The following is a 14,602-nucleotide window of genomic DNA, read 5'->3' as shown; positions in this document are numbered from 1 at the left end:
GCCTTTTTTACATTTATTGAAAGTGACTTATATCTGCAAATTGTTTCACTTTACCAATACCCTCTTCAAATTCTATTATGCTCAAACTGGCACTATGCATAAATGGATCATCCCACACATTTTCTATTTCCATTCCCGCGAAATACCCTATAAGTAATTTTGCTGCTGCCGCATGAGAAACAATCAATATGTTTTGTCCTTTATGCTTCTCTAAAAGAAGCTGCATCCCTTCAATTACTCTTTCATAAACGGCCTCAAAATTTTCGCCTGATGTTGACTGAAAAAGATGTGGCTCATTCCAAAACAGATGTACTTCTTCTGGAAATTGCTTTTCTATATCCGCGATTGTTTGTCCTTCCCATATACCCATGTTAATTTCATAGAAATGCTCATCCGCTATAATGGGTATATCACGTTCCCCTTTTATTAACTCTGCCGTATGAAGTGTTCTTTCGCTCGGACTACTATAGATCGCATGGATTGGTAAATCTTTCATTCGATTCCCTAATTGTTTCGCCTGAACTATACCATTTTCAGTTAAAGCAGAATTTTTCCGTCCCTGCATTCGCTTCGCTACATTCCACTCTGTTTCACCATGCCTTGTTACATATATAGTTGTTTTCATTTCTTACTCCCCCTCACCATGTTGGTCGTAATTCCCACGGTTCAACTCTCCCTACAATCCACTCCGCTCGTTTACTTTCAATCCCTTTTATAACTCCATCAGCTATCTCTTCATGAGTAAGCCATCTTCCATATGTATCTTCTAAAATAAAACCTAAAATAATTCTATGATAAATACATCGCGTACTCCCTATTTTTTGTGCAGGCATACGTGATGCTTTACTACCTAAAATATGAAATAAACTATATGTTTTAGACGACAAATCTAGTTCTTTACAAATATTTGATAGTACATGCTTTGCACTTGTGTGTACCCATGCAACAACTAATGTGATTGGGCCATTTTTCTTAATTGTACTTTTAATAGCTAGCTTTACATCTTCATCATTATGATAATCTAACGAAAGGCATGTAATATTTTCTAGTGCAGAACTCATTCGCTTAACATTTTCTAATTTCACTTCATCTCGCCCGATAATAGAAACATAAAATCCTTTCTCACAAAGCCACATAGAAACTTTCTTTAGCATTCCTGTTCCACCAATTACAAGTGCATGCAAATACTATCCCTCCCTAATAAAATGTCATATGAGGTTTCTCATCTCTATAATAATTTAAACGGTCTTGCAGTGTCCCTGAGTGAAATTCAAATTTATGACCGTCAGGATCAACAAAGTATATAGATTCGCAATCTCTTACATCACGTTCTCTTCCTTGTAAAATATGAACATCATTTTCTTCTAATCGCTGTATTAGACATTTAAAGTCTTCTTGTTCAACAGAAAATGCAATGTGCGTATAAGATTGATGAATCTCATTTCTCGGAATATGCGTCTCTTCATTAAGCGCTATCCATACTCCACATATGTTAAAATAAGCCAATTCCCTTCCTTTAACTAATAATTCTCCTTCTAATACTTTTTCATAAAACATAATAGAGTTTTCTAAATTAGATACCGAAAAACAAATATGATTGATTCCCCTTAACAACTATAATTCCTCCTTATACAAATAAAAGATGAGCGAAAATTCACTCATCTTTTATTATACTATTTTTTTGTAATATATGCCCATTTATAACTGAAGTCCCCGCCAAACGTATGGTTAGCAATGCCTTTTACAAACGGCTTCTCTAAATAAGCTGTACTTTGTTGGTACGTAGGAGAAATTGCTGCGTCTTGACCAATTAAGATTTTTTCAGCTTCCGCAAGTGCATTCCAGCGTGCTTTATCATCTTTTAATAGCTCTCCTTTTGATTTCGCTACTAAATCATCATACTTCGGATTAGAATAATCCATTTCATTAAATGAGCTTCCAGTAACAAACATATCAATATAAGTCATTGGATCCGGATAATCAGGACTCCATGCAGATAATGAGAATTCATATTGGAATTTCTTTTCTAAATCTAGCTTCTGCTTGTATGGTTGCTGTTTCAAATTCACTTTAATACCAGGCAAGTTTTTCTCTAGTTCTTCCTTAATAAAGTCGCCCACTTTTTTACGGCTACCGTTATCATCGTTTAGTAATTCAACCGTAATTGTATCTTGACCAAGCTCTTTCTTCGCTTCTTCCCATAATTTTTTTGCTTTCTCTGCATTATCTTTACTATCACGGAAGTTTTTATTTACAGAGCGGAAATCTTTTCCATCCGGACCTGTCGTGAATTTTTCAGGTACTAAGAAATATGCTGGCAATGAACCGTCATTTAAAATGACATCAGCAATTCCTTTTTTATCGTATGCTAAATCAATCGCTTCACGTACTTTTTGGTTTTTAAATGTTGCATTTTTTTGGTTAAAACGTAAGAAATATATGCGTGGATCTAACTTCGTTTTAAATTCATCTGGCTTATTCTTTTTATATTTATCAACAAATTCAGAAGTTAAAATAACTCGATCTGCTTGATCACTATCATATAAATTTACTCCCGTGCTTGTTTCCTTCACAATACTTACATTAATTTCGTCTAATTTTACAGTATCTTTATCCCAATAATTAGGATTTTTCTTCAACTGATAATTTTGTTCATGTTTCCATTGACTCATTGTAAATGGTCCATTATATACTAATTTATCTGCTTCTAATCCGTATTTATCTCCTTGCTCTTTCACATATTTTTCATTTAATGGGAAAAATGTAGGGAACGACGTAAGCTCAAGAAAATAAGGTGCTGGTTGCTCTAATTCTACTACCAACGTTTTATCATCCTTCGCTTTAACACCCAATTGATCTGCTGGTAATTCACCTTTATTTACTTTCTGTGCATTTTTCACATCAAATAAAATGAATGCATATTCTGCCGCTAATGCTTTATCTAATGTACGTTGCCATGCATATACAAAATCTTGTGCTCGAACTGGATCACCATTTGACCATTTCGCATCACGTAATTCAAATGTATATGTCTTTTTATCTTCACTAATCTTCACATCTTTTGCCATACCTGGTGTTGGTTTATTATCTTTATCTAGACGATATAAACCTTCCATTGCATTTACAAATACACGGAAAGATACAGAATCTGTTGATTTAGATGTATCCATTGAAGGAATTTCAGCTGTTTCTAGCAAATTTAAAACTTGTTTATCGGCCATTCCCTTATTCGATTCTTTCTTCGTTGTCGAAGCCTTCTCACCATTCCCACATCCTGCAACCAATACACTCGTCGTTAACGCAAGTGCAGCAATTGTTGTTGTCTTGCTCTTCATTCTTCCTTCCCCCAATCTATATGTATAAGTTAAATCCTATATAATATATTTCATTATACAAAAGATTCTGATTATTTTAAATATTTATTTTAACAAACATAGAAAAAAGCGATCGGAAATTTCTTTCCAGCCGCTTTCTTGAATAGCATTTACTTGTAATCCATCCTCTATATCAAATGGATTTTGAACTTTAAATATTTCTTCCATCAGCTTCAAAAACTCTTCTTCAGTTTTAGATTCACCATTAACCATAAGTGAGTATGGTTCCACTTCACCTAATTTATAATCGACAACAAATTGAATCTTCACCTTTTGTCTTGGCATTCCGGTGTTATATCCTTGGAATTCTACTAATTCTAACCCTTCCGTTCCACGATAATATATCCAACCTGAATTTTGAAAATAATTTTCGAAAGATTCACCTATTGAAAAGAAAGGATATTCATAAAGCGAGCTTGTACGAACCTTTTGAATAACGTCTCGATCAGTCGGAAAAAAGAAATGGCTAAAAAATATGCTAGCAACTGCTAAAATAGTAACAATTGTCGCTCCCATTTTGCTCGTTCCGCCGCTATCATTGATTAGATAGTTTTCAACTGATTTATCTTTTATTTCTCTTGCTTTTATTCGGTATATACGTCTTTCCGCAAATTGATAGTATAATCCATTTGCAAAAATCCCCATTCCAAACAGAATAAAAATGAGTAATAAAAACGTAAGAGGCACCATATTAATGATTGGCAACGCTACATTAAATCCCATATAATACGAAAATGCATCACACGCTACTAATAACAACATAAATAAAGCAGCTGGTACATAATACTTACGATATCCTAGCCAGCCTATATTGAAAATAGCAGCCCAACCATTCCAGCTCCACCTAGCAATCCGCTTATTCTCAAGATCCCATTTCCTTTTGTAATACGGATATTGTCTCCCTACATATACTTCCAGTTCTTTATCTATTAACGAGCTACCTTCCTCTTGTTCATTATCCAAGTTTCGCTGACAACTTGCACAATTTAACTGTTCCTCCTCGCAAGGTTGCCCACAATTTATACATTTCAAAACAATCCCTCTTCCCATCCATACGTCATTTCAAAATTCCTTCGTGTTTTAATAACCACTCTTTCCTCCATAAACCACCAGCATATCCAACAAGCTTTCCACTCTTTCCTATTACACGGTGACATGGAACAATTATTGAAATTGGATTCCGACTATTTGCCCCTCCTATTGCCCGTACAGCTTTTATATTTCCAACTTTCTCTGCAATATCTAAATATGAAGCACTTACGCCGTATGGAATAGTATAAAGTGCATCCCATACATTTTTTTGAAATGCTGTTCCCTCCGCAGACAGCGGGACCGTAAACTCTTTTCTTTTCCCTTTAAAATATTCATCTAACTCATTTATACATTGTTCTATCATTTCATTTTTATTTTCTTCTTCTCGTTCATCAACAAATATAACAGACGTAATTCCTTCTTGATTCGCTGTAATTTCAAGCAAACCTACTTCGCTTTCATAATAAGCCTGGTACATATGCCATCCTCCAATTCAGTTCATATTAGTCATTGTAACACGAATATACAAAATTTTTCGTATAAGCGTTTTATTAGAGAAACAAAAAAGAGAATGGTAAAATGTAAGAAAATTCAATCAAGGAGGCTATTTGATGAATTCCAAGCTTTTTTCACCTTATACAATTAAGAACGTTACACTAAAAAATCGTATCGTTATGTCGCCTATGTGTATGTATTCATCGGGGAATGAGGATGGCAGCGTTACGAATTTTCATCTCATTCATTATGGAACTCGCGCTGCTGGCCAAGTAGGTTTAGTTATGGTTGAAGCAACTGCGGTGTTAGCTGAAGGACGAATTTCTAACAAAGACTTAGGTATTTGGGATGACAACCTAATTGAAGGCTTACATAAAACGACTACTTTTATACATGATAACGGCGCAAAAGCTGCCATTCAACTCGCTCACGCCGGAAGAAAAGCAGAATTAGATACGAATGCTTTCGCTCCTTCTGCAATTCCTTTTAATGATAAGATGAAGATACCAGTAGAAATGAATATACAGCAAATCAAAGAGACTATATTAGCTTTTCAGAGGGCCGCGTTACGTTCAAAACAAGCCGGATTTGATGTTATCGAATTACATGGCGCTCACGGTTACCTTATCAATGAATTCCTATCACCACTTACTAATAAACGAACGGATAAATACGGCGGCTCACCTGAAAACCGCTATCGTTTCTTACGCGAAATTATCGACTCTGTAAATGAAGTTTGGGACGGACCAATATTCGTTCGTATTTCAGCAAATGATTATCACCCTGACGGGCTAACGGTTCAAGATTATGTTCAGTATACAAAGTGGATGAAAGAACAGGGAATAGATTTAATAGATTGTAGTTCTGGCGCAGTTGTACCAGCACATATTGATGTGTATCCCGGTTATCAAGTACAATACGCCAAACATATTAAAGAGCATACTAAGATTGCAACTGGTGCAGTTGGATTGATTACGACTGGGTCACAAGCAGAGCAAATTTTAAATAATAACGAAGCTGATTTAATTTTCATCGGACGTGAGTTACTTCGCAATCCGTACTTCCCGAGAATAGCGGCCAATGAACTTGGCTTTGAATTGCAAGAACCATATCAATACAAGCGAGCGCCAGGGAAAATTCATACGAATAAATAAAACCGAGAAGTCATTCTTCTCGGTTTTATTTATTCTATCGTTGTAATTTCATTTGAATTATAAGTATGGATACCCGATTCTTCTCGCAGCGCGGTTATATACATCCCTTTCGCCACATCTTTAGCTGAAATTGGTTTATACTTTTTGAAAGCCCCTTTAAAGATAAAAGGAATAATACGAGATAACTTTTCAGCCATTTGTTCGCCGAAACGAAATTCTTGTCGATTTCCTACTAATAATGATGGTCTAAAAATGTGAATACCACCGATCACTAACTTTTGCAATTCTTCTTCCATTTTCCCTTTTACTTGTGAATAAAAGAAAAATGATTTAGGATTCGCTCCCATAGAAGACACGACAAGGAAATTTTGTACCCCTTGTTTTTCAGCTAAACAAGCAGCTCGTAACGTATATTCATAATCTACTTTTTTAAAATTTGCTTTTGTTTTTGCTTTTTTTATTGTTGTTCCTAAGCAACTAAAAACATCATCCACAGCAAAGAACTCTTTATATTCCTCTAATACCGAAAAATCAACTTGTTTCTGCTGTAACTTCTCATGTTGCAATTGCATTGGCTCTCTTACAAAAATAGTAACCGAATCGTAGTAATCTGATTCAAGTAATAGACGCGTTATCTCTTGTCCAACTAAACCACTTGCACCAAGTATTAACGCTGTTCGCTTATTCATATATGCATATACCTCTTATTTTACTTTTCTCTCCTTCAGTAAAATACAACCTTTAGGAGTTTCCTGCTCTTATTTTACCACAAGTAAAACACTATGCGTACGCATAGTGCTTTACTCACTCTTTTTTCTCATCTCTCTCTTGTAATTTCGTTATTGTTGTAGCGTCCCCTAAATTACTTATTAATCTTCTTAAAAAAATTAATACGAAAGATAATGGCAATACTACCGCTAATATTAATAAAATAGCTTCCATTAAGTAACCCAAGCGCTCATCCCCCTCTTTACCTCCTTTTCAATATATGAAAACAGCGTTGTCACATATGCATGCATTTGCAAAAATAATACACCTATATTTGACAACTTTATAACAAAAACAAATCGGAATGATTATTATTTATTGCAACTTTATTAAAGATGTATTATACTAAGTTCGCAAACTAAAACGTAATTATTCCGTTTTGTATTAAAATGATATTTTTCTTCTATAATTGGGGAAAATATATCCGTAAAAAAGAAAAGAGGAGAACTTCATGCCTAAAAGATTGACTATATTTTCATTCTTACTTATTTTTACCTTAATTTTCGCTGGCTGCTCAAATAAAAAAGAAAGTAATGCCAAGAAAGATGGAAAGCTAACAGTTTATACAACGATTTTCCCACTTGCTGATTTCGCAAAGAAAATTGGTGGCGACTATGTAAATGTTGAAGCAATTTACCCACCTGGTGCAGATTCACATACATTTGAACCAAGTCAAAAACAAACAGTACAAGTTGCAAAAGCCGATTTATTTGTTTATAACGGCGCTGAATTAGAACCATTTGCTGAAAAAATGGAAAAAACATTACAAAAAGAAAATGTTAAAATTGTAAATGCATCTAAAGGTATTGAGCTTCGTGCTTCTACTGAAGAAGAGCATCATGATCATGGAGATGGCCATAAAGAAGATGAACATCATCACGATAAAGACCCACATGTTTGGTTAGATCCTACTCTAGCAATGAAACAAGCAGAAAAAATTAAAAATGCACTTGTAGAATTACAACCTGAACATAAAAAAGAATTCGAAAAAAACTTTGCAGCACTTCAAACTAAATTTACTGATTTAGACGATGGATTTAAGGCAGCTGTAGCGAACGCAAAAACGAAAGAAATTTTAGTTTCTCATGCTGCCTATGGTTACTGGGAACAACGATACGGCCTAAAACAAATTCCTATCGCTGGAATTTCAGCTTCTGATGAACCATCTCAAAAGCAGCTTGCTGACATTACAAAAACAGTAAAAGAACATAATCTAAAATATATTTTATTCGAAACGTTCTCTACTCCAAAAGTAGCATCCGTAATTCAAAAAGAAACTGGTACAAAAGTTTTACGCTTAAATCACTTAGCTACTATTTCTGAAGATGATGCAAAAAATAATAAAGATTACTTCACTTTAATGGAAGAAAACGTAAATACATTGAAAGAAGCAACAAACTAATCCATTATATTTTCTAGGCAGCTGAATCTGTTATTCAGCTGCCTTTTTATGTATTTATCCTTGACTTGACCAAAATAACAAGTAAAATTATCCATATTAGCTTGAAAGCTATATTAATTTAGAAGGTGAGTTGGAATTATGAATCTTCACATTTGTGAAGTAACAGCAAAAAATTGGCGTTCAGTAGTTGCTTTAGACGTCGCAAAAGACCAGCAACAATTTATTGAAAGTAACGCGTTTTCTTTAGCAGAATCATTATATGAAGGAAACGGAACGTCAGTAGGTTTATATGATGGCGAAACACTTGTAGGATACGCAATGTATGGATGGTATTCAGTAAAACATAAAAGTGTATGGCTCGATCGCTTTATGATTGACCAACAATATCAAGGAAAAGGATACGCAAAACGTTTCCTTCGCTTACTCATTCAATTCTTACAAGAAAAATTTGAATGTAAAATAATTTACTTAAGTTTACATCCAGACAACAAACTTGCAATGGGACTGTATGAATCATTTGGTTTCCGCTTAAATGGGGATATTGATGATGAAGGTCCAGTTGTAGGTGTTGTAATGGAGTTACTAATAGACGAAAATACAAGCCTGTGAAAACAGGCTTTTTATTATACAGTTATCAATTTTTAGTTTCTTTCCCTTATTTAATTCTGTTTTACAATCTAATAGAGTGTTCATAAAAAATAAGCCTACAATTTACGCAGACTTATTTCACACACTCCTCGAAATGTTCTTGGAACCACTCTTTATTAATATCTCTTCCGATAAAAACTACTTCACTTACTCGCTCTTCTCCCTCTTGCCACTCTCTATCGTACGAAGCAGCAAATAACGTATGTACACCTTGGAAAACGATACGTTTATCTACTCCATCTATCGATAAAATTCCTTTGTAACGATATAAATATTCCCCTAGCTCTTGCACGACAGCTGACATCCACTCATTAAGCTTTTGTAAATCCAGCGGACGTTCTTCACGTAATACAAATGATTTCACACCTTCTAAGTGGTTATGTTCTTTATGAGGGTAAATTTGCAACGTATCTTTCGTTTTAAACGTTTGGATTTGTAATAAAGATGGTATATCTACCTCACAGTTAGTCGCCTCAATTAACTTTGCAGTCGGGTTAATTCCTTGAATTTCATGCAAGAGATTTTCTTTCTCATTCTCTTCAATTAAATCTAATTTATTTACTAAAACGACATCAGCAAACGCAATTTGCTCTTTTGCTTCTAATCCTTTTTCAAAATGTTTATGTATATGATAACTATCTACTACCGTTACAACACCGTTAATTTGGTAAGCAGATTGAATGACTGGATCTAAAAAGAATGTTTGAATAATCGGGCCTGGATTTGCAAGGCCAGTCGTTTCAATTACTAAACCATCAAAATCCATTTTCCCTTCCGCTTTTACGTCCAGTAACTGTTTTAAAGCAACGAGTAAATCTTCACGTACAGTACAGCATAAACAGCCATTTGTCATTTCCATAATTTCTTCTTCCACATTCATAATCAACTGATTATCAATGCCAATTTGCCCTATTTCATTTACAATCACCGCTAATTTCTTACCGTGATTTTCTGATAAAATACGATTTAATAATGTCGTTTTCCCAGATCCAAGAAAACCAGTTAATATTGTTACTGGAATCATTTCGTACATCTCCTTCTAGCTATATGTTTCTACATTATAGCATATAGAGAAAATCATTTTTTTAGCAAAACATATTTATTGTTTGTACGCCCCTCTAACTATATAATAATATGTAGTAAGAAAGCCTTTTCAAAATAATAATCATTCATCAAGGGGGTACTTATCATGGAACGAGTTCAAATGGCCGAAACGCTAGAATTTTCTCGTATTATTCAAGGATTTTGGCGTTTAGCAGAATGGAATATGACGAAACAAGAATTACTTTCTTTCATTGAAGATTGTATGGATATGGGAATTACTACTTTTGATCACGCTGATATTTACGGCGCATATACATGTGAAGGGTTATTTGGCGAAGCTTTACAATTAAAGCCTTCCTTACGAGAAAACATGCAAATTATTACAAAGTGTGGAATCGCTCCCCCATCACCGAAATTTCCAGAGCGATATGTGGCTCACTACAATACTAGTGCAGAGCATATTATGCAAAGTGTAGAAGCATCACTTAAAAATTTACATACAGATTATATTGACGTATTACTTATTCATCGTCCCGATCCTTTTATGGATCCAAATGAAGTGGCAAAAGCCTTTTCACAATTAAAACAAGAAGGAAAAGTTCGTCACTTCGGTGTATCTAACTTCTTACCTTCACAATTTAATATGTTAAGTTCGTACTTAGATTTCCCACTTATTACGAACCAGATTGAAGTTTCTGCATTGCAGCTTGAGCATTTTGAAAAAGGAACAATTGACTTATGCCAAGAAAAACGAATCAATCCAATGATTTGGTCACCTCTTGCTGGTGGTGAGATCTTTACTGGTCAATCAGAACGTGCTGTACGTGTACGCAAAACTGTGCAAAAAGTTGCTACTGAGCTAGGTGTTTCTAATATCGATACGGTTATGTATGCTTGGTTACTTGCTCATCCAGCTAATATGATGCCAATCGTTGGCTCTGGTAAATTAGATCGCGTAAAAACTGCCGCTCTTGCTACAAAAGTTAACTTAGACCGTCAACAATGGTTTACAATTTTCGAAAGCTCTAATGGACATCCTGTACCATAATGCATAAAAAGAAGAGCTATTTTCTTACAGCTCTTCTTTTTCATATGTATTTCTAGTCATGGCAAATACACACATATCCCTTAATCCGTTTCCATCTACCGCAACACTCGCACTTTCTAACGTACCTTCTAACTTAAAACCTAATTTCTCAGGTATCGCTCTACTCTTCTTATTTAAAGAATCACAACGAATTTCTACACGGTTTGCTTTCAATTCAGAAAAAGCGTAATCCGTTATACCTTTCGCAGCCTCTACCATATAGCCTTTTCCGCTAAACCTTGTATCAATCCAATATCCGATTTCAAATTGAGGTATATCCCAATTAATACGATGTAATCCGGCTGAAGCAATAAATTCACCTGTTCCTTTCGAAAATACTAGTAATCTTAAATCCTCACGTTGCAAAAATTGAATATGTGATTTTCTAATACTTTCTTCTACTTCTTGCTCTGTTTGCTCTTTTTGTGCAAACACCATCCAAGGTTTTAGCTCTTCTATTGAAGCCTGAATTGCATCATATACAACTTTACCATCTCCTGGTTTCGGCATTCGAATAAAAAGCCTGTCAGTATAAAATTCAGAAGGAAAATCGAATAATAACGGATTCACTGTAAACACTCCCTATATTTCTTTTATATATAATAATATCTATCTCAAGTTATATAGTAAAGAATTTTCTGAATTGAAAACCTTTTACTCATTCACTTCCAACGCTACACGAATTCCAGATTCAATCGCACCTTGAATCCATCCGTGATATAGCGTTGTATGATCTCCAGCGAAGAATATTTTCCCCTCTGGTTTGACAATCGCTGGTTGCAGCTCAGATTCTTGACCTGCTTGAAAAAGTGCAAATCCTCCAAGCGCATACGGATCCAATGTCCAGCTTTTTGATATTCCAGATATAAACTCATCATACACTTGACCACCTAATATTGTTGCTAAGTTGTGTAATGCGTAATAAATACGATCACCTTTTGATAAACCATCCCATAACAACGCGTCATAAGACCATGTATAGCTACCTAACATCATAGCCGGTCCTTTCTCCCCAATTCCATAGCTTGGATAATAGGCATAACGAATTGGCAAATCTGTTATAATTCTGCCGCCTAATTGTCCTTGTTCTTCCCAAAATCGGCTTTTAAATTGAATTCCTATTTTCGTCGCAGGCATATAATGTAATTCACGAATTGCTTTCCATTTTTCATGAGATATAGAATCAAACGGATCTACTTCTACAAAACGCATTGTCGAAAACGGAATGGTAACAATAACTAAATCTCCTGTAATACTACTATATTCAAAAGTTTCCTCGTTCCGATAGAAAGCTGTCACACCATTATCGTGTTGATGTAGCTTCATTAATTTTTGATTATATATAATATTCTCTTCTAATTGCGGTAAAAATGACTTTGGCAATCTATCGTTCCCGCCCACAATTTCACAAAATCCGCTCTCCTCTTGCATAATGTATAGAAAGCGTAAAGTCTCTACAAACGATCGTTCCAAAAAACCTTCTAAATCTAATAGAACACCAATCATCTCAATTGTTACTGGCGAAAAGTAAGTATTATACTGATAAGGATGATACTTTAAAAATTGCCCAGTAGAGTATCTTCCAAAATCCTTTACTACAACGTCCCAATTTTTTTCTGGGTTCTTTTTTATAAAATTTATAATGGGCTGTACCGCTAACAATAATAATTCCTCTGACGTTTTTCCAACTTCATTCATTTCCACAGGATATCTTAGAATACTTGGATCTTTTTCATATTGTTTTAACGTCGTTTTCCGTCCATTTACGTATATAATATCCGTCTCATTTCTATTAATAAAAGGTCTCACCTGTAGCCCAAATTTTCTTATATATGTCATCGTTAATGTATGCGAATATGGAATCCTCATTGCTCCAACATCTAAATATAATCCGGTATCTTCCATTCTAACCGTTTCTATACGGCCACCTACCCGGTTATTTGCTTCAAAAATTTTCACATCATGTCCTGCAGCCTTTAATAAAGAAGCTGAAACTAACCCAGCCATACCAGCTCCCACTACAATAATTTGTTTTGGGCTTATCGTCTTCTTCAATCCTTTATCTATAACTTTTAACGCTTCATCCATTTCAGTGTTATACATTATATCTTTCTGCACAATTCCACCCCTTACTTCATCAAATGGACGTTAGTGGTTTAGTGCATTTTATTCATACATCCCCATAAACATAACACCATTGCAATTTGAATATTCACTAAAAGTACATAAGAGACAGATCTCACTTTTCTTTATACTTCGTATAATATAGCAACTACAAAGAAGGAGTGGTTAAAAATGAAACATACTTATGACTACGATGCTACAAAAAAACATTTAGAATTAAAGAAACAAAACTTATGTAAAAAACTTAGCAATATGACACTATCTGAAAAAGAACGTGAACAGCTAAAATGTGAAATTGACAACTATGAATATATTTTAAATCTGGTCGAAATGAATCATTATGAACGCGGATTTTCTCGTTAAAAGCGGAAATAGGATTATCCACTTTTCATTTTGAGCATTTCACTACGCATTTTTCATAAGTAAATATATAATAGGATGTACATTAAGATTGAGAGGTATATTCTATGATCAAGTTAAGTGTATTAGACCAATCACCTATTTCAGATGGTAGCACAGCAGCCCAAGCTTTTTCACATACAGTTACGCTTGCACAAGAAGTTGAAAAACTCGGATTCACACGTTTTTGGGTATCCGAACATCATAATTCCGTAAGCTTAGCTGGTTCAAGTCCAGAAATACTTATTTCTCATATTGCCGCGAAAACGGACCGTATTAGAGTCGGTTCAGGTGGTGTTATGTTACCGCATTATAGCCCATATAAAGTCGCTGAGAATTTCCGCGTTTTAGAAGCACTGTATCCAAATCGTATCGATCTCGGTGTTGGTAGAGCTCCTGGTGGTATGCCAATAGCAACTCGCGCACTTCAAGAAGGGAAAATGGTCTCACTTGATCAATATCCAGAACAAATTGCAGATGTTGCAATGTACTTACATGATCAAGTACCAGAAAACCATCACTATGCAAACTTAAAAGCCACTCCAGTTATCCCAACGTCTCCTGAAATGTGGATGCTCGGTTCTAGCGGAGAGAGCGCTAAAATTGCTGCAAACAACGGAGCTTCTTTCGCATTTGCGCAATTTATTAATGGCTTTGGAGGCCCTGAAGTTATGAGGGCTTACCAAGAACAATATCAGCCTTCATTTTTAGGAGATAAGCCTAATTCAATCGTTGCCATTTTTGTTATATGCGGAGAAACAAATGAAGAAGCGGAAAAAATTGCTTCTAGTTTAGATTTATCAATCTTATTATTAGAGCAAGGAAAACGAACTACTGGTACACCTTCTATTGAAACTGCTCAAAATTATTCATACAGCGCTTATGATTTATTCCGTATAAAAGAAAATCGTCAACGTATGATTGTTGGTGATCCGTCTTCTGTAAAAGAAAAAATAATAAACTTAAGCAAAGCATACAATACTGACGAATTTATGATTGTCACGATTACTCATCAATTTGAACATAAATTAAAGTCTTATCGCTTATTAGCAAATGCTTTTAATTTATAATTCTA

17 protein-coding genes are annotated in these 14,602 nt (G+C 34.8%); 6 read left to right on the top strand and 11 right to left on the bottom strand.

The annotated features are described in order from the left end of the window. Window positions 1-13: 13 nt before the first annotated feature. The 6 genes from C3Y97_RS09785 to C3Y97_RS09760 form a co-directional block, all read right to left on the bottom strand. Window positions 14-625 carry a phosphoserine phosphatase 1 gene (locus C3Y97_RS09785; RefSeq protein WP_000858826.1) on the bottom strand — a complete coding sequence of 204 codons (612 nt, stop codon included), beginning with the start codon at window positions 623-625 and terminating at the stop codon, window positions 14-16. Window positions 626-638: 13 nt separating this feature from the next. After that, complete coding sequence (locus C3Y97_RS09780) at window positions 639-1,184, bottom strand: short-chain dehydrogenase (RefSeq protein ID WP_000543112.1); 546 nt, start codon at window positions 1,182-1,184, stop codon at window positions 639-641. Between the two features lie 13 nt (window positions 1,185-1,197). Further along, on the bottom strand, window positions 1,198-1,614 hold the full coding sequence (gene fosB, locus C3Y97_RS09775) for a FosBx1 family fosfomycin resistance bacillithiol transferase (protein ID WP_048519024.1): 417 nt from the start codon (window positions 1,612-1,614) through the stop codon (window positions 1,198-1,200). A gap of 59 nt (window positions 1,615-1,673) precedes the next feature. Beyond that, window positions 1,674-3,335 carry a peptide ABC transporter substrate-binding protein gene (locus C3Y97_RS09770; protein WP_000837854.1) on the bottom strand — a complete coding sequence of 554 codons (1,662 nt, stop codon included), beginning with the start codon at window positions 3,333-3,335 and terminating at the stop codon, window positions 1,674-1,676. Between the two features lie 84 nt (window positions 3,336-3,419). Continuing rightward, the gene (locus C3Y97_RS09765) at window positions 3,420-4,424 is read right to left on the bottom strand and encodes a DUF2628 domain-containing protein (protein ID WP_416346952.1); all 1,005 of its coding nucleotides are present in this window, start codon (window positions 4,422-4,424) and stop codon (window positions 3,420-3,422) included. A 7-nt stretch (window positions 4,425-4,431) separates the two neighbouring features. Beyond that, on the bottom strand, window positions 4,432-4,884 hold the full coding sequence (locus C3Y97_RS09760; protein ID WP_000283910.1) for a methylated-DNA--[protein]-cysteine S-methyltransferase: 453 nt from the start codon (window positions 4,882-4,884) through the stop codon (window positions 4,432-4,434). A gap of 133 nt (window positions 4,885-5,017) precedes the next feature. Between C3Y97_RS09760 and namA the strand changes: the two genes are divergently transcribed. After that, window positions 5,018-6,055 (top strand): NADPH dehydrogenase NamA, encoded by a 1,038-nt coding sequence (gene namA, locus C3Y97_RS09755; protein ID WP_001086176.1) that lies wholly within the window; start codon window positions 5,018-5,020, stop codon window positions 6,053-6,055. A 29-nt stretch (window positions 6,056-6,084) separates the two neighbouring features. Here the strand turns inward: namA and C3Y97_RS09750 are convergent, their stop codons facing one another. Together C3Y97_RS09750 and C3Y97_RS27815 are read right to left on the bottom strand one after the other, a co-directional pair. Next, window positions 6,085-6,744 (bottom strand): oxidoreductase, encoded by a 660-nt coding sequence (locus C3Y97_RS09750; RefSeq protein WP_001042735.1) that lies wholly within the window; start codon window positions 6,742-6,744, stop codon window positions 6,085-6,087. Window positions 6,745-6,859: 115 nt separating this feature from the next. Then, window positions 6,860-7,009, bottom strand: a complete 150-nt coding sequence (locus C3Y97_RS27815) for a hypothetical protein (protein ID WP_000540932.1) — start codon at window positions 7,007-7,009, stop codon at window positions 6,860-6,862. Between the two features lie 265 nt (window positions 7,010-7,274). Between C3Y97_RS27815 and C3Y97_RS09745 the strand changes: the two genes are divergently transcribed. Together C3Y97_RS09745 and C3Y97_RS09740 are read left to right on the top strand one after the other, a co-directional pair. Continuing rightward, the gene (locus C3Y97_RS09745; protein WP_001126148.1) at window positions 7,275-8,225 is read left to right on the top strand and encodes a metal ABC transporter substrate-binding protein; all 951 of its coding nucleotides are present in this window, start codon (window positions 7,275-7,277) and stop codon (window positions 8,223-8,225) included. A gap of 138 nt (window positions 8,226-8,363) precedes the next feature. Then, the gene (locus C3Y97_RS09740) at window positions 8,364-8,834 is read left to right on the top strand and encodes a GNAT family N-acetyltransferase (protein ID WP_001048677.1); all 471 of its coding nucleotides are present in this window, start codon (window positions 8,364-8,366) and stop codon (window positions 8,832-8,834) included. Between the two features lie 112 nt (window positions 8,835-8,946). Here the strand turns inward: C3Y97_RS09740 and C3Y97_RS09735 are convergent, their stop codons facing one another. Further along, on the bottom strand, window positions 8,947-9,897 hold the full coding sequence (locus C3Y97_RS09735) for a CobW family GTP-binding protein (RefSeq protein WP_000613422.1): 951 nt from the start codon (window positions 9,895-9,897) through the stop codon (window positions 8,947-8,949). A 165-nt stretch (window positions 9,898-10,062) separates the two neighbouring features. Between C3Y97_RS09735 and C3Y97_RS09730 the strand changes: the two genes are divergently transcribed. Continuing rightward, complete coding sequence (locus C3Y97_RS09730; protein ID WP_000442782.1) at window positions 10,063-10,965, top strand: aldo/keto reductase; 903 nt, start codon at window positions 10,063-10,065, stop codon at window positions 10,963-10,965. Window positions 10,966-10,989: 24 nt separating this feature from the next. Here the strand turns inward: C3Y97_RS09730 and C3Y97_RS09725 are convergent, their stop codons facing one another. Together C3Y97_RS09725 and C3Y97_RS09720 are read right to left on the bottom strand one after the other, a co-directional pair. Then, entirely contained in the window at window positions 10,990-11,574 is a 585-nt protein-coding gene (locus C3Y97_RS09725; protein WP_136363330.1) for a GNAT family N-acetyltransferase, read from the bottom strand. Between the two features lie 84 nt (window positions 11,575-11,658). Next, complete coding sequence (locus C3Y97_RS09720; RefSeq protein ID WP_136363328.1) at window positions 11,659-13,122, bottom strand: flavin monoamine oxidase family protein; 1,464 nt, start codon at window positions 13,120-13,122, stop codon at window positions 11,659-11,661. 177 nt (window positions 13,123-13,299) lie between these two features. Here C3Y97_RS09720 and C3Y97_RS09715 point away from each other — a divergent pair, with 177 nt between their 5' ends. Together C3Y97_RS09715 and C3Y97_RS09710 are read left to right on the top strand one after the other, a co-directional pair. Next, window positions 13,300-13,491, top strand: coding sequence for a DUF3896 domain-containing protein (locus C3Y97_RS09715; RefSeq protein WP_000683356.1), 192 nt, complete (start codon window positions 13,300-13,302; stop codon window positions 13,489-13,491). 104 nt (window positions 13,492-13,595) lie between these two features. After that, on the top strand, window positions 13,596-14,597 hold the full coding sequence (locus tag C3Y97_RS09710; RefSeq protein WP_000594045.1) for an LLM class flavin-dependent oxidoreductase: 1,002 nt from the start codon (window positions 13,596-13,598) through the stop codon (window positions 14,595-14,597). Window positions 14,598-14,602: the final 5 nt, after the last annotated feature.

Origin of the sequence: Bacillus sp. DU-106 (genome assembly GCF_004799705.1) — a bacterium.
Lineage (GTDB): Bacteria > Bacillota > Bacilli > Bacillales > Bacillaceae_G > Bacillus_A > Bacillus_A cereus.
Note: the sequence above shows the minus strand (reverse complement) of the source record. Positions and strands in the feature narration are given on the sequence as shown.

Coding starts and splice junctions, on each gene's coding strand:
- namA (WP_001086176.1), top strand. CDS start 5,018: ATGAATTCCAAGCTTTTTTCACCTTATACAATTAAGAACGTTACACTA.
- C3Y97_RS09785 (WP_000858826.1), bottom strand. CDS start 625: ATGAAAACAACTATATATGTAACAAGGCATGGTGAAACAGAGTGGAAT.
- C3Y97_RS09710 (WP_000594045.1), top strand. CDS start 13,596: ATGATCAAGTTAAGTGTATTAGACCAATCACCTATTTCAGATGGTAGC.
- C3Y97_RS09745 (WP_001126148.1), top strand. CDS start 7,275: ATGCCTAAAAGATTGACTATATTTTCATTCTTACTTATTTTTACCTTA.
- C3Y97_RS09765 (WP_416346952.1), bottom strand. CDS start 4,424: ATGGGAAGAGGGATTGTTTTGAAATGTATAAATTGTGGGCAACCTTGC.
- C3Y97_RS09770 (WP_000837854.1), bottom strand. CDS start 3,335: ATGAAGAGCAAGACAACAACAATTGCTGCACTTGCGTTAACGACGAGT.
- C3Y97_RS09740 (WP_001048677.1), top strand. CDS start 8,364: ATGAATCTTCACATTTGTGAAGTAACAGCAAAAAATTGGCGTTCAGTA.
- C3Y97_RS09760 (WP_000283910.1), bottom strand. CDS start 4,884: ATGTACCAGGCTTATTATGAAAGCGAAGTAGGTTTGCTTGAAATTACA.
- C3Y97_RS09750 (WP_001042735.1), bottom strand. CDS start 6,744: ATGAATAAGCGAACAGCGTTAATACTTGGTGCAAGTGGTTTAGTTGGA.
- C3Y97_RS09715 (WP_000683356.1), top strand. CDS start 13,300: ATGAAACATACTTATGACTACGATGCTACAAAAAAACATTTAGAATTA.
- C3Y97_RS09730 (WP_000442782.1), top strand. CDS start 10,063: ATGGAACGAGTTCAAATGGCCGAAACGCTAGAATTTTCTCGTATTATT.
- C3Y97_RS09735 (WP_000613422.1), bottom strand. CDS start 9,897: ATGATTCCAGTAACAATATTAACTGGTTTTCTTGGATCTGGGAAAACG.